This window comes from Serratia sp. X3, from assembly GCF_014982455.1.
Taxonomy (GTDB): domain Bacteria; phylum Pseudomonadota; class Gammaproteobacteria; order Enterobacterales; family Enterobacteriaceae; genus Serratia; species Serratia ureilytica.
Window position 1 is genome coordinate 1,372,119 of sequence record NZ_JADCNB010000001.1, and the last position, 14,606, is coordinate 1,386,724.

The 14,606-nt window shown below is 59.2% G+C and carries 13 protein-coding genes; 1 reads left to right on the top strand and 12 read right to left on the bottom strand.

What is annotated here, in order from left to right:
• Positions 1-32 precede the first annotated feature (32 nt).
• From IMX17_RS06355 to IMX17_RS06400, 11 genes are all read right to left on the bottom strand, one after another.
• Positions 33-1,337, bottom strand: coding sequence for a c-type cytochrome (locus IMX17_RS06355; protein WP_193549483.1), 1,305 nt, complete (start codon positions 1,335-1,337; stop codon positions 33-35).
• Between the two features lie 11 nt (positions 1,338-1,348).
• Complete coding sequence (locus tag IMX17_RS06360; protein WP_033650458.1) at positions 1,349-1,807, bottom strand: (2Fe-2S)-binding protein; 459 nt, start codon at positions 1,805-1,807, stop codon at positions 1,349-1,351.
• Entirely contained in the window at positions 1,807-4,029 is a 2,223-nt protein-coding gene (locus IMX17_RS06365; protein ID WP_193549484.1) for a molybdopterin cofactor-binding domain-containing protein, read from the bottom strand. The genes IMX17_RS06360 and IMX17_RS06365 overlap by 1 nt, the downstream gene beginning before the upstream one ends.
• A gap of 201 nt (positions 4,030-4,230) precedes the next feature.
• Positions 4,231-5,055 carry a M55 family metallopeptidase gene (locus IMX17_RS06370; RefSeq protein ID WP_193549485.1) on the bottom strand — a complete coding sequence of 275 codons (825 nt, stop codon included), beginning with the start codon at positions 5,053-5,055 and terminating at the stop codon, positions 4,231-4,233.
• 16 nt (positions 5,056-5,071) lie between these two features.
• Entirely contained in the window at positions 5,072-6,127 is a 1,056-nt protein-coding gene (locus tag IMX17_RS06375) for a P1 family peptidase (RefSeq protein WP_193549486.1), read from the bottom strand.
• A 172-nt stretch (positions 6,128-6,299) separates the two neighbouring features.
• Positions 6,300-8,399: a peptidase domain-containing ABC transporter gene (locus tag IMX17_RS06380; protein ID WP_193549487.1), complete on the bottom strand. Its 2,100-nt coding sequence runs from the start codon at positions 8,397-8,399 to the stop codon at positions 6,300-6,302.
• Complete coding sequence (locus tag IMX17_RS06385; protein ID WP_193549488.1) at positions 8,392-9,666, bottom strand: HlyD family secretion protein; 1,275 nt, start codon at positions 9,664-9,666, stop codon at positions 8,392-8,394. Before IMX17_RS06385 ends, IMX17_RS06380 begins: the two co-directional genes overlap by 8 nt.
• A gap of 100 nt (positions 9,667-9,766) precedes the next feature.
• Positions 9,767-11,041: a TcdA/TcdB catalytic glycosyltransferase domain-containing protein gene (locus IMX17_RS06390; RefSeq protein ID WP_193549489.1), complete on the bottom strand. Its 1,275-nt coding sequence runs from the start codon at positions 11,039-11,041 to the stop codon at positions 9,767-9,769.
• A 59-nt stretch (positions 11,042-11,100) separates the two neighbouring features.
• Positions 11,101-11,367 (bottom strand): hypothetical protein, encoded by a 267-nt coding sequence (locus tag IMX17_RS25190; RefSeq protein ID WP_046898631.1) that lies wholly within the window; start codon positions 11,365-11,367, stop codon positions 11,101-11,103.
• Between the two features lie 56 nt (positions 11,368-11,423).
• Complete coding sequence (locus tag IMX17_RS06395) at positions 11,424-11,708, bottom strand: hypothetical protein (RefSeq protein ID WP_161796309.1); 285 nt, start codon at positions 11,706-11,708, stop codon at positions 11,424-11,426.
• A 212-nt stretch (positions 11,709-11,920) separates the two neighbouring features.
• Positions 11,921-12,664 (bottom strand): sulfite exporter TauE/SafE family protein, encoded by a 744-nt coding sequence (locus tag IMX17_RS06400; RefSeq protein WP_193549490.1) that lies wholly within the window; start codon positions 12,662-12,664, stop codon positions 11,921-11,923.
• Between the two features lie 107 nt (positions 12,665-12,771).
• Between IMX17_RS06400 and IMX17_RS06405 the strand changes: the two genes are divergently transcribed.
• Positions 12,772-13,677, top strand: coding sequence for a LysR family transcriptional regulator (locus tag IMX17_RS06405; RefSeq protein WP_193549491.1), 906 nt, complete (start codon positions 12,772-12,774; stop codon positions 13,675-13,677).
• Here the strand turns inward: IMX17_RS06405 and IMX17_RS06410 are convergent.
• A complete protein-coding gene (locus IMX17_RS06410; RefSeq protein ID WP_193549492.1) occupies positions 13,661-14,521 on the bottom strand; it encodes an alpha/beta hydrolase in 861 nt (286 codons plus the stop codon). The genes IMX17_RS06405 and IMX17_RS06410 overlap by 17 nt on opposite strands.
• Positions 14,522-14,606 lie beyond the last annotated feature (85 nt).

A 14,606-nucleotide genomic window follows, 5' to 3' on the forward strand; every position in this document is an offset into this window, starting at 1 on the left:
GCGGCGAGGGAGAATCTCCCTCGCCGCTTTCTTTACTGCTTGCGCTGCTCCGCCACCTGTTTGGCGGTGACCTTGCCCTGCTTGTCGCCGAAATGGCCGACCACAAAATTGGCGACCGCCGCCACTTCCTCGTCGGAATACGCGCTGCCGAACGCCGGCATCATCTCATGCCGCTCGCCGACGCTGATGCTCGTCCCCTTCAGAATGGCCTGTACCACGCTGCGCCCCTGCGGATCGTTCACCGCCGTGCTGCCCACCAGCGACGCATACTCGCTCTGGCGGCCCGGCCCGTTCCACTGGTGACAGCCGCTGCAGTCGTTGGCGAACACCCGGCGCCCAAGCGAACTGTCTTGCCCGCCCGGCAGGATCGGCGTGGAAGCCCCCGCGCCCTTCGGCTGCAGGTTCACCGCCGCCGCGCCGTCGCCGGCGATCGGCTCGATGTCGCGCAGGTATTTCACCAGCGCCAGATTATCTTCCGGCGTCAGGAACTGCAGGCTGTTTTCCACCGCCTCCGCCATCGGGCCGGCGGCGCTGCTGCGCCCCGGCGCATGGCCGGTAGCCAGATATTGCGACAGCTGCTGGTCGCTCCAGCCGCCGATGCCGGTCTGTTTGTCCGGCGTGATGTTGGCGGCGAACCAGCCCTGCACCACTTCACCGCTCAGGTGCTTGCTCTGGTTAAGACCAAACCCCAGATTGCGCGGCGTATGGCACTCGCCGCAGTGGCCCAGCGCCGTCGCCAGATAGGCGCCGCGATTCCACTGTTCATCCTTGTTGAGATCCGGCGCGAAGCGCTGCTCATGGAAGAACGCCAGGTTCCAGAATTTCATACCCCAGCGCTGGTTGAACGGGAACGACAGCTCGTTTTGCGGGTTGGCCTGTTTCACCGGCGGCAGGCTGAACAGATAATCCTTGATCGCCAGCACGTCGTCGCGGCTCAGCCCGGTGTACGAGGTATAAGGCATCGCCGGATACAGGTTGCCCTGCGGGCCGATGCCCTCACGCACCGCGCGCACAAACTGATCGTCGCTCCAGTTGCCGATGCCGGTCTCCTTGTCGGCGGTAATGTTGGTGCCGTAAATGGTGCCGAACGGCAGCTTAAAGGCGAAGCCGCCCGCATAAGGCGCGCCGCCCGGCGCGGTATGGCACGCCACACAGTCGGCGGCGCGCGCCAGGTACTCGCCGCGCGCCAGTTTGTCGGTCATGCCGGCCGGCGCCCCGGCGATCGGCGCCGCAGGCTCCGCGCCGGCAGGCCGCAGCAGCGTGTACAGCGCGTACCCTCCCGCCAACACCACCACGGCGATAATCAGCCATAACAGCCCTTTCAAGGCGTTGCTCATCACGTCTCTCCCTAACCCAACGCCTTGGCGGCCTGGTGGATGGCAGCGCGAATGCGCACATAGGTGGCGCAGCGGCAGACGTTGCCGCCCATCGCCGCGTCAATGTCCGCATCGCTCGGGTTTTTGCTCTGGGCCAGCAGCGCGCTGGCGCTCATGATCTGGCCGGACTGGCAGTAACCGCACTGCACCACGTCCAGGTTGAGCCAGGCTTCTTGCACCGCCTTGCCTTCCGGCGTGGCGCCGACGGCTTCGATGGTGGTGATTTTCTTGCCGGCGGCGGCGGAGACCGGCGTCATGCACGAACGCACCGGCACGCCGTCCAGATGCACGGTGCAAGCGCCGCACATGGCGATGCCGCAGCCGAACTTGGTGCCGGTCAGGCCGGCTTCATCACGCAGAAACCACAGCAGCGGCATGTGCGGATCGCCCTCGAAGGTCAGCGGCTGCTCGTTTACGGTTAAATGAATCATCAGGTTCTCTCCTTGTCAGACGCCGGATTCGCAGTGGGATTATGCAGCGGCAGGCTCAGCGAAGTGCGCGGCCGCCCGAGCAGCGCCAGCGCGTTGCCGACCGCCGGAGCGATGGTCGGCACCCCCAGTTCGCCCACGCCGGTCGGTTTCTCGGTCGAGGGCACGATGATCACCTCAACCTCCGGCATCTCATTGATGCGCAACGGGCGGTAATTATTGAAGTTGGACTGTTCGACCACGCCGTCTTTCAGCGTAATGTTGCCGTACAGCGCCAGGTTCAGGCCGTAGCCGATGCCGCCTTCGATCTGCGCGCGGATCACGTCGGGGTTCACCGCCACGCCGCAGTCCACCGCGCACCACACCTTGTGCACTTTCGGGATGCCGCCTTCGCCGATCGATACCTCCGCCACCTGCGCCACATAGGTATCGAATGCCTTGGCGACGCCCACGCCGCGCGCGCGTCCGTCCACCACCTTGGCGCCCTGCCAATCAGCAGCTTTGGCCACCGCCCGCAGTACGCCCGCCGCGCGCGGCGCGTCGCCCATCAGCGCCAGCCGCCCTTCCACCGGATCCTGCCCGGTTTCCTGCAGCAGTTGATCGATAAAGCTCTCCACCGCGTGGCCGGTGTGGGTGCTGGCGACCGACCGCAGCGAGGTGGTCGGCACCTTGCCGGGCACGATGTGCGCATCGCAGCGGAAGGCTTCGAAGGTATAAGGCACCTCGCTGGCGCCCTCGACCATCATCTGATCGAGGCCGTTGACCACCAGCGCATCCATCGCGCTGTGGCGCGTCCAGGAGTGGCCGACTACGGTATCGGTCCAGCCCACCACCTTGCCGCCGCGAATGGCGCCGCGCAGGCGATGCAGGATCATCGGGCGATACCAGCCGTTACGGATGTCGTCCTCGCGCGTCCATACCACCTTCACGCCGTGGCCGGGACCGATGCCCTTGGCCGCCGCCGCCATGTCGGCCGCCAGATCCGGTCCCAGCGTCGGGTTGCCCAGATCGATACGCCGGCCGAAGCTGCCGCCCGCCAGAATGGTTTCAATCTGCACCTTCTCCGGCGGCAGCTCGAACAGATCGCACAGCTGCTTGTGGTCGAGCGTCTGGATTTGGCAGCCGTAGCGCGCCTTGACGCTTTCGCCATCCCAGAACAGATAGCCGTCCAGCGGCTCCATCGGCGCGTGAGCGACGTAGGGGAAGGTGTATTCGGCCTCGATCACCTTATCGGCCTTATCGAACACCTCGTCCGGCTTACCGAGACTCTTCGCCACTACGCCGGTTTTCTGCGCCACCTGGCGGAATTCGGCGTAGATTTCCTCGGTGTTGCGTCGCTCCGCCTGCGCATCGTCCCACGTCACCTTCAGCCGCTCTCGCCCCTGGATCGCCGCCCAGGTGTTTTTGGCGTAAACCGCCACGCCGGTGGCGATTTGCTTCACCGCCACCACCCCCGGTACCGTCAGCGCCCGTTCGGCGTCGAAGGTCGCCACCTTGCCGCCGAAGCGCGGCGGTTTCTTGATGGTGACGGTGAGCATGTCCGGCTCGTGGATATCCTGCGAGAACTGCGCGCTGCCGTTGGTTTTCGCCAGTGAATCGACGCGGTGCAGACCGCGCGTTTTGCCGATCAGGGTGAAATTGGCCGGATCCTTCAGCGCCAGGCTGGCGGGATCGGGCGGCGGCAGCGTGGCGGCCAACTCGGCGAACTCGCCGAAACCCGCTTCGCGCCCGCTGGCGGCATGGCGGATCTTGCCCGCCTGCACGGTGATTTCCTGCGCCGAGGTTTTCCAACTCTGCGCGGCGGCCTGCACCAGCAGCGCGCGCGCCATGGCGCCCATGCGCCGCATCTGTTCATAGGCGTTGGCGACCGAACTGGATCCGCCGGTGCCCTGGAAGCCGAACGCCAGGTTCTTGTAGACGGCGGTGTCCACCGGCGCGGCCACGACCCGCACCTGCGCCCAGTCGGCATCGAGCTCTTCGGCGACCAGCGTCGCCATGCCGGTATAGACCCCCTGGCCCACTTCGGTGTGTTTACTGATGACGGTGACGATGCCGTCGGCGCCGATCTGAACGAAGGCGTTAGCGTCAAACGCCGTCGCGCCGGCGGCGGCCGGGGCGTTCGAGCGCGCCAGCGCACCGGTGGACGGCAGATAGGCGCCGATCACCAACGCCCCGGCGCCGACGATAAACCGCCGCCGCGAAAGCGGAACTTGGGATATGCTCATTGCTCATGACTCCAAAAAAACCGAAGGCGTCACTGCCTTCGGCGAAACAGCGCTAATTATGGGAATGGCTTGCCGCGCCGGTCAGGTGACATAGCACAACAGAGCAATAATTAGCGTAGCCTATTATCCAGTAGGCTTAATGTTGAAAAGGGATTTTCTATTGGAGAATCGTGCGGTGCGGGCGGGAACCCGCACCGGGGGTCAGCTCTGCGTCGTCGCCAGATAGGAGAAGACGCTGAGCAGGCGGATTTGCGCCGCCATGTTGTCGCTGTCGAAGGCCACTGTGAGCACATCCTGGCGCTCCACGCCGGGCACCAGGCTGAACAGATCCGCCAGCACCGGTTTGGCCGCCATCAGCGTCAGCCGGTAAGGCGGCATAAAACGGCGCTCCACCGGCAGTCTGGCGCCCTGGCGCACCTGTTGCATCGCGCGCTCGCGGATCTCGGCGCGCGCCCGCTGTGGGCTGAGCGATTCGGCGGCGGTTTGCGAGAGGGCGCGTTTCACGCAAACATAGCCGGATTGCGGATAACGTTCAGCGATCCAGCGATGCAGCTCATCGTCACCGCTCACCAGCCACAGCGGCACGTTCAACTCGGCCGCCGCCGCCGCGTACAGATCGCTTTCGCCTACCGCCTCGCCGTTCAGGCTGACGCGATAAAAGGCCCGGCCGTTGATGGTATGCGCCAGCACGCCGCGCTCGCCGGCGGCGCTGTGATAACCGATAAACATCAGGCCGTCGTAGCGTTGATGCTGCAGCCCTTCCACCATCGACAGCCCGCGCGGTTTGCCCTGCACCAGGCGCGCCCGCGCATCGATGCGTTCTGCGCGCAGGTTCTGCATCATCGCGTGGCTGTCGGCCACCGTCACCTCGGTGGCGCCGCCGGCAAAAGCGCCGTCGATGGCGGCGTTGACCTCCTGCTCCATCAGCTCGCGCGCCGCCGCATAGTCGGCGTGGGCCGGGTTGCACTGCTCCGGCCGCATCACGCCGGCGATCCCCTCGATATCCGCAGAGATAAAGACTTTCACATCACACTCCCGTTATTTAATTTGCCGCCAGCCGATCGAGCAGCGGGCCCAGCGCCACGCGCGCATGCTGCTCGAAGCCGCTGACGCCTTCGGCGCTGAGCAACGCATCCAGCACCGCGTATTCGGTGGCGTCCGCCGCCGCCGCGAACAGCGGCTCCAGCCGTTCGTCCGGCAGCGTCGCCCCCAGCAACCGAGTGGAGAACGCCAGCGCGATATCGCCGGAACCGTGCCCCCAATGGCTGCCTACCCGCCCCAAACCGGCACCCGCTCGGCGGGCGATACGGTTGAGTTGACGGCTGTCCAGCGCCCGATCGCAGGCGATGATGATGATGACCGAACCGGCGTCTACCTGCGGCGGCGGATCCGCCAACAGCTTGCCCAGCGCCTGGCCGACGCGCACGCCGCTCAGCGTCAGCGAGTCGAGAGTGCCGAAATTGGCCAGCACCAGCACGCCGAGCGTGGTGCCGAGCCCCGGGCAATAGCGCGAGGCGGTGCCGATGCCCCCTTTCAAGCCGAAACTGCTCATGCCGCGCCCGGCGCCGACGCTGCCGCGCGCAAAGCGGGTGGAATGGTTATCCAGCGCGCTGAAGACGTGCTCCTCACGCACCGCCATCGCCTGAATATCGTTGAGGTAGCCGTCGTTGCACTCCAGTACCAGCGGATTGATGGTGGCGCTGCCGCGGCCGATCTGCGGATAGCGCCGGCAGCTGCGCCGCACCATGGCGTTGAACAGCGTGCCGACCGCGAAGGTGTTGCTCAGCAGGATCGGCGTTTGCAACACCCCCAGTTCGTTCAGCTGCACCAGCCCCAGCGGCTTGGCGAAGCCGTTGAGCACCGCGCTGCCGCACGGCAGCGGCTGGTTGAACAGATCGCCCGGCGGCACGATGGCGGTGACGCCGGTCTGACATTCGCCGTCGGCCAGCGTGTGATGCCCGACGCTGACGCCCGGCACGTCGCACAGGGTGTCGGTCGGGCCGGCCGGATAACGCGCGCCCGGCAGGCGGCGGTGGCGCCGCCAATAGCTCAGCAGATTCTCGAGGCTTTGTTGTTCAAATGCCTGGCTGTCTGTCATGGTTCCCTCATCCGCCGTTAGCCCATCAGAAAACCAGAATATCGCGCAATGCGCCGCGCCGTAAATTGAAAGCGGAAGCGAGCAGCAAAAATAGCCTTGCCTCATCGCCACTTATTGGGTTTTTAGGGAGAAAAGCAATGTAAATAGCCGGTGCCGCGGGTGATATCTCCCCTTATCCCAAATGTATAACCCGATCTGCCGACGCAATGGTCGTTTCACGGTGGGCAATGATCAGCTTAGTGATATTGAGTCTCTTGATGGCCTGATTCACGGCAGCTTCGCTCTCCTTATCCAGCGCACTGGTGGCCTCATCCAGGAACAAAATAGCCGGTTTCTTATAAATAGCCCGGGCAATAAACAGGCGTTGTTTCTGCCCGCCGGACAATCCTTCCCCCAACTCGCCGATCGGGGTTTCATACCCCATCGGCATGCGCCTGATCACCTCATGCAGATAGCTGGCACGGGCACAGGCTTGCATCCAGGCGTCATCCACCTCGTCCGCAAACCCGCAGATATTTTCCCGGATCGAGCCGGAGAACAGTTTGTCGTCCTGCATCACACAGGCAATCATTTTGTGGTAGTTGTTGATGCCGAGCTGCCGGATATCGACGCCGTTCACCTCAACTCGCCCTGAAGCCGGGGTAAACAGTCCGCACAGCACCTTCATCAACGTGGTTTTGCCGGCGCCGGACGGGCCCACAATGGCCACGCTTTCGCCCGGCGCAACGCTGATGTCCAGGCCTTCAAAGATAGCCGGTGACTGGCTGTCGTAACGATAGCTCAGGGCATGAGTCGTCAATCCCAAAGGTTGCAGGCCCGCCGTGTAAGGGTGTTCGGGTTTACGCTCCTCCCGCGGATGCAGGGCGATATCGGCAATGCGCTCGTTATGCAGGCTCATCATGCGCAGCTGCAGCAAAAATTCCGTCAGCGACCCGATGCGGTCGGAGAACTGCCCCCGAAAGGCGCCGAACGCCACGAACATGCCGAGGGTCATCTGGTTATCGATCACCAGGCTGGTGCCCAGCCACAGTATGACGATCTGGTCACACGCCGCTATGAAGGTGTTGATCCCGCCAAACAGCATGTCCATTCGGGTGACGCGGATCCCCGTGTTGATGGTGTCGATTTCAAGGTTTAGCCAGTGAGCGATGCGGCGTTCTGCCATGCCCTGCATCTTGACGGTAGCGATACCGTACAGCGTTTCCATAAAATACGAGCCGGCCCGAGCCTCTCTAACCAGCGCCTCCTCAGACAGCTGACGGTAATAGCCGTAGGTCAGCAGTCGCATCAACACATAAAGCGCGGTGAAAGTGAGCACTACCCAGGTCAGCCAGCCGCCATACAGCGCCATCATCACCAGCACGCCGATCACCATGATGCTATCCATGATGGCGCCGACGATACTGGTGGTGAAAGTGCTGCGCAGCGTATCCAGTGAACCGAAGCGTGACTGAATGTCACCCAGCTTGCGCCGTTCAAAGTAACCGAGCGGCAGGCGCAGCAGGTGAGTAAACAGACCGGATTGCCACTGAACGTTGATAAGCGTCGACATAACCAGTCCGGACCACGCCCGCACCATGCCGATAGCAGCCCGCAACAAGATAAACAGCATCAATCCGGCGCAGATGAGCGACAGTAACCCGCGATCTCCGGCAGGAATAGCGTGATCCATCACCAGCTGCGTGCCGATGGGCATCACCAGGTTGATGGTTTCGAACACCAGAGACAGGCAAAAGATTTTGCCGAGCGCCCCCTTGAGGCCATGCACGCTGCCAATCAGCGTGCGCAGGTGAATGCGGTGGCGAACGCTGTCGGCGGTAAAGGCGCTGCCGGGCCAGGCCTCAAGCGCTACGCCGGTGAAACTGTGCGACAGCTCCGCCAGGCTGACCGCCCGCCGCCCGCGCGCCGGATCGTGCAGCACTGCGCGGTGGCCTTTGACGCTGACCAGCACCACAAAATGGTTGAATTCCCAGTGCAGAATGCAGGGCAGTTTCAGCGCGCCAAGTTCGTCCAGCTCCAGCGACAAGGGGCGAGTGCTCAACCCCAGCTGTTCGGCGATACCGGTCAGCCCAACCAGCGTTGCACCGCGGGCCGACAGATTGAACTGCCGGCGCAGCGCGATCAGATCGATGTTTTTGCCGTAATAACCGCAGATCATCGCCAGACAGGCCAGCCCGCATTCCGACGACTCGGTCTGGTGTACCATCGGAACCCGGTGGCGCAGCCGCAGATCCAGCTGGCTGACCCGCTGTTTGAATGTGGTCCTACTCATTGACTGGCCCCGTCGCGCTGTGTTTCATGTCGTAGAACGGTGACAGCATCCATTGATAAATCTTCCTTTTTTCCAGAAACAGGGTGCTTTGCGCTTTCATGCCGTTTTCCAGGCTCAGACGTTTACCGTCATAGGCAATGGCCTGTTTCTCCGGCATGACGATCACTTTGTAGTACGGCACGGCGGCGGTCAGCGCCGCTTTGGGCGCTCCCTGATAGGTCAGCATTTCCTGCGGCGAGGCCGGGGCTTTGGAGATGACGGCCACCGTACCGGCAAACTGGCCAAATTTCTCCGCCGGAAAAGCGTCATAGCGCACATTGACCTTATCGCCGGCGGCGATGTAGGGGATAGCGTCGTTGGGCACCCACAGCACCAGAGCATAGCGATCGATGTTTTGCGGGATAATCTGCAGCAGACTGTCGCCGACGTTGACCATCTGGCCAACCGTGACGCTCAGCGAATCGATACGGCCGCCGGCCAGCGCGCGAACGATAATATCGCCAGTGGCATCGATGTTTTGCCGCTCCTTTTGCAGCTCGTAGCGCTGCAGCTCCATCTGGTAGATCTGGTTGTCAAACTCGGCGGCCTGGATATGGATCTGGCTTTCCAGCGCGGTGATCTGCAGCGCATTCTGTTCGTTCTGGCCGGACAGGCCCAGCAGGTTGTTCTGCTGCTGGTAATACAGCGCCACCTGGTTGGTAAGCTGGTCCTTATTTATCAGTCCCTTGGTCTGATACTGCCGGTAGTTCTCCATGTTCTCCTTCATGATGCGTATCCCTTCCTGGGCGCGTTTGAGGATGTCGGTGGAGCGGGTGAACGCAGCGGTATATTGTGCCTTCTGTTTCTCCAGCATGGTAAGCGTGGCCTGCTTGCTGCTTTCCAGTCGGTTGATGATTTGCGCAATGCGTGCCAGCTGGTCATCGATATCCCGCTGCTGGTTGTCGCTGACCACTCCGCTGCGGGTGCTTTTACTGACGTCAATCTGGTAAATGGGGGCGCCGGCGGCAATCACCTGCCCTTCGGTGACAAATTGCTTGACCACTATCCCCTGGACGGCGGAATAAACGTTGGCGGCGCGCGGATAAGTGCTGATCTCGCCGGTCACGTTGACCCGCCGGGTATAGGTACCGGCGATCGCGAAGGTGAGAAAGGCGATGAAGAAAAACAGGCAGAGCCCTGCCGTGAGCCAAAAGGGAATGCCGGGTAGCAGGAGCGCCCTGCCACGCCATTTCATTTTCTGATTCTCGATCGCTTCCTGGCGAAACATGAGCAGCGTCCCTTAGTGAAGTATAATGACAAAACTCACACGCTATTAGATTGGCAATAATCCATCGAAACTTAAACCACCTTGCATCCAAAGCTATTTTTTATTTTCTCCATGTGGAATAGACGCCATCAGGTGTATCTATGTTGTGTTGAAATAATGCAATTCCAAAATCAGAATTTTGCATGTACTCGGCTATAATATGTGGCTCAACTGAATATTCAACATTGAATACTTTATAAGCCAACCCCAATAAAACCTCGACAATCAATCCCGGACCAGTTAAGACCTGAGTCACACAATAGTCCCTTGTTGTTAACTCGGTTCTCCATGTTAAAAGTCTGGTCAGATAACACTTGGGCTTGTCGTCAACGTAACAATCAAATATGCAATTGCTTTTTTCCAAAAAGCGATACCTTTTCTTCATGGTTCTAAGGATGATCCTTATCGCTTTTGATTTTTGATGAGAAGATATGAAATTATTAAAATAAACACCTTTAAATCTTCTGAGTGATCCTAACGCCAATAAATTTTTATGAACGTATGTTTCACCCAATGGCAGTATCATATCCAAAGAAAAACCAGAGAGGTCCTGTTCGACAAGCTGTTTTATTTTTTCAAATCCAACAGCATCTACTCCTAACTCATTTTCATCGCAGCCGATCACTGCTGCAGGCCATAGCTCTTCTGAATTTGTCTTTTTTAAAAAACACACGGTCTTAAATAAGAGAAGCGAGTCGCTCTCGATAATGCCCTCATCTTCTATATGTTTATTTAATCCATGATATATGTTATCAGTGTATGGAAGTGTATCAACATCGACATAAGTTCCACCATATTGGTAGATGATTAAAAGCCTGATTATGTCGCTTGCACTGGCAAGATTACACCTTAATATAATCTCATAATAATAATAATATCTCATGAAATCATCGAAACCATTGCAAAAAAGCTCCGTTATACATTTTTTTGTAAAACCTCTACTTTCAAACCATGCGCCTTCAATCGCTTTTGGCGGTTTCTGATAAGGAATTTCATTTTCGATTAAGAATGCAACAACCAGCTCATCAAAAGAAAAGCCCTCCATTACCTTTGGGTATATATAATTAAAGGCGTGATTTTTTATTTTCAATTCAACCTTAAATTTATTTTTTTCGGCGTTGACGAAATCGTGTATGGCATTATTTAGCAAATGACACAGTGAAGCGTCTTTGTCATACCAAAAGAATATCTGCTTATCTTTATTCGTCTTTTTCCATATATCGACATAATGAGTATTTACTTCACTTAAGTCACCAATCCATATAAAGTGCAGGATATTTGGAACGGATGACTTTTCTATCTTTGATAAATCCACACCCAACATCTGATGACTCATTTAAATCACCACGCAAAATATAGTATAAATAACTTTAATAATTCAATACTGATTATGGCTCAGCTAAATAAATAAACCATGACCATAACAATGACACAAATAGAACAAAATAATAAATCACCGGAAAAATTTTTCAGTGAATCCAAATAGTCATTGCTGTTCTTATTTAGTTTGTTAATGGCATCGTTCTCGTTCTCAGCTTCTACTTCAACATGATGCTTTCTGAACCCCTTCCGCTTCATGTCTTTAATTATTTCTCGTGTAACCACTTCCTTTCTCAGTACCCTTGACTCATCGCTCTTTATAAAAACAACATATTTATTCATCATATACCCCATAAAAGCACAGAATGTTACTTCTGTGCTGGGATTGCAGCTGTTAATTAGCGTTTGGTTCCGGATTCTCTGGTTTCTCTCGGCCCAGTGCCATTGCCGCCATAACCATTTCCTGTAGAGCTGCCATTCCCCCAGAAACCACTGGCGCCGGAACCGCTGCCATAAGGGCTGTTTTTTGACAAGAATGACTGAGGCCCGCGGTCACCGCCGTTATTTCCACCACGATCTGAAGCACCAGAGCCTCCGTTATCAGACGATCTTTTGCCGCTCCCATCTCGATCCTGCCATCCACCTGACACCGCATCGAATTGGCTACTTAAAATTTCCTTCATAAATACTCTCCTATGGGTTTACTGGTTTTACCGTCATTAAAAACAGCTGTAGTGGCAAATGTAAAACACACTAATAACAATCCATAACCATCCTGTATTTCATAAAAAAAACCAATAAGAAAAGCGTATTCTAAACATTGCAACTCATCATATTAAAATAAACCCCAGAATAATATATCGAACCTAATTACACGCAGATGCTATCGATTCAATTAATTGAATCGCCAAATAATCTCAACGCCCAAGATTAATAACCCAATAAAGAAGAGGCGGCGGAACAGCTGCGGGCGACAATGACGACGCACCCTCTCCCCCAGCCACATGCCGCCCAACGCCGGCAACAGCGCCAACAACGAACCGCCGAGCAGCGTGGCGGGCAGCGCCTGGTGCCAGGCTAAACCGGCGGCCAGCGCCAGCGTCGAGACGCTGAACGACAGCCCCAGCGCCTGCACCAGATCGTCGCGCGCCAGGCCCAACGCATTCAGGTAAGGCACCGCCGGAATGACGAACACTCCGGTGGCGCCGGTCAGCGCACCGGTCACCAGGCCGCACAGCGGCCCCAACCAGGGTTCCGCCGCAGCGGAAACGCGCCAGTCGAAACGGGTGAAACCCAGCAGCGCATAACCGATCAGACACACGCCCAGCGCCAGCGGCGCCAGGCGGCCGTCGCTGGCAGTGAGTGCCCCCGCGCTCAACAACGTGCCCAGCGTGACGCACAGCATCATCGGCCAGAGCCGGCGGCACAGCGCCTCCAGCCGCGCCCCGCGCAGCAACTGCCACAGGTTGGTGATCAGCGAAGGCAGCAACAGCAACGCGGCGGCCTGACCCGGCGGCATCATCAGGCTGAGCAGCCCCATCGACACGGTCGGCAGCCCCAGACCGATCGCTCCTTTGACCGTGCCGGCCAGTGTAAAAATGCCCGTCAGGGCGATAATCTCGAGTTGCGTCAGCGACATGCGTCTATCCTTATGGCGAATCAACGGCTCGATTGTGGCCGGCGGTATAGCGCGGCACAATGCGGCAATGGCAGAGCCTGCCTGCGGCAAAGACAGAGGGAAAACGCATGCATTTTGACTTTATCGATCTGCGGCTGTTGGCGGCGGTGCTCGAGACCGGCAGCATCACCGCCGGCGCCGAGCGCGTCGGGCTATCGCTGGCCGCCGCCAGCGCTCGCATGCGCGGGCTGGAGCAACAGGCCGGCGTAGCGCTGCTGACGCGCAATCCGCGCGGCGTCCAGGCGACGCCCGCCGGTGAGCGCCTGTTGCATCACGCGCGAGTGCTATTGCAGCAGCGTGAGCGGTTGCGCGGCGACCTGGCCGAGTTCGCGCCGGGCCAGCGCAGCCGGCTGCGCATCGTCGCCAATACCGTCGCCGCCGACGCTTTTCTGCCGGAGCTGTTGGCGGATTTTCTGGTGCTGCACCCGCATACCGATATCGTACTGGAGGAGCTGCCCAGCCCGGCCATCGCGCAGGCGATCGCTGAACAGGCGGCGGATATCGGCATCGTGGCGGATCACGCCGATCTGCGCGGGCTGACAAGCTACCCTTTTCGCCAGGATCGCCTGGTGCTGGCGCTGCCGCCGGGGCATGCGCTCAGCGGCCGCCGCACGCTCAGCTTTGCGGACGCCCTGCCTTTTGATTTCATCGGTCTGCCGGAAGAGAGCGCGCTGCAACAGCATCTGGAGCAATTGGCGATACGCAGCGGCGGCCCGATGCGATTGCGGGCGCGCGCGGCTCATTTCGACGCCATCTGCCGCATGGTGCTGCGCGGCGCCGGGCTGGCGGTGGTGCCGGAAGAGAGCGCCCGACGCCATCCGCAAATTCGGCACGGCGCCCTGCCGCTGACGGACGAGTGGGCGACCCGGCGCCTGTCGATCGCGGTGCGTGACCTGGCGCAGCTGCCGCTGCCGGCGCAGCGGCTGGTGGCGTTCCTGCGCCAGGGGGAAGTCGGAATTACAGGTGATCGTTGAACCAGGCGATCTGACGGCCGATGATGCCGGCGAAATGCGGGCCGGCGTACATGTCATAGTGCTTCGCATTCTGCTCGACATGCAGCGCCTTCTTCGCACTACCTACCGCCTCATACAGCGCGATGCCCTGCTCCGGCGGATTCACGGTATCGCCGCCCGCCACCACCACCAGTACCGGGCATGTGACTCGCGCCGCATTGTCACGTGGCTGATAGCGCAGCGTTTCGCGCACGGTCAGGAACGGGATCTTGATGTCCATCGCCGGGTAACGCACCTTGTTCTCCTCGAAGAACGCTTTCGACTCGTCATCGCTTAACACCCGGGTGACGGCGACAAACATCTCTTTGCCGGTGGCCTGCTTCTTCTCCGCCATTTTGTCCAGCGTGGCGATGAACGCCTGTTTTTCATCGGCGGCCATTTTCCCCGTCACGATGGTTTCCCCGTCGGCGAAGGCCAGCTGGCTAACGACGCATTTGATGGCCGGCTCGGCCGCGGCAGCGCCGAACACATGGCAGCCGCCAAACGACGTGCCCCACAGGCCGATGCGCTCGCTGTCGATCTGCGGCTGCGTTTGCACCCACCGGCTCACCGCCAGGATATCCTCAATCTGCAGCGCCGGTACCAGCCGCCCGCGTTCACCCTCGCTGGCGCCGAAGCCGCGATAGTCAAACGTCACCGCCGCAAAACCGGCGTTGACGAAGGCCTCGGCAAAGGCCGGCAACAACAGCTCCTGAATGCCGCAGAAGCCGTGACACAGAATAATCGCCGGAACCTTGGCCGGGTTATCAGGTAAACGAACTGTTACGGCCAGGCCGCTTTCCATTTTATGCGTGGTTAATGCCATGTTAACTTCCTGTTTTTTATAGGTAAGGTAAAAATCAGGCTAACATTAATCCCCGAATGAGCGCCGTCAGTCAATAACCCAATGT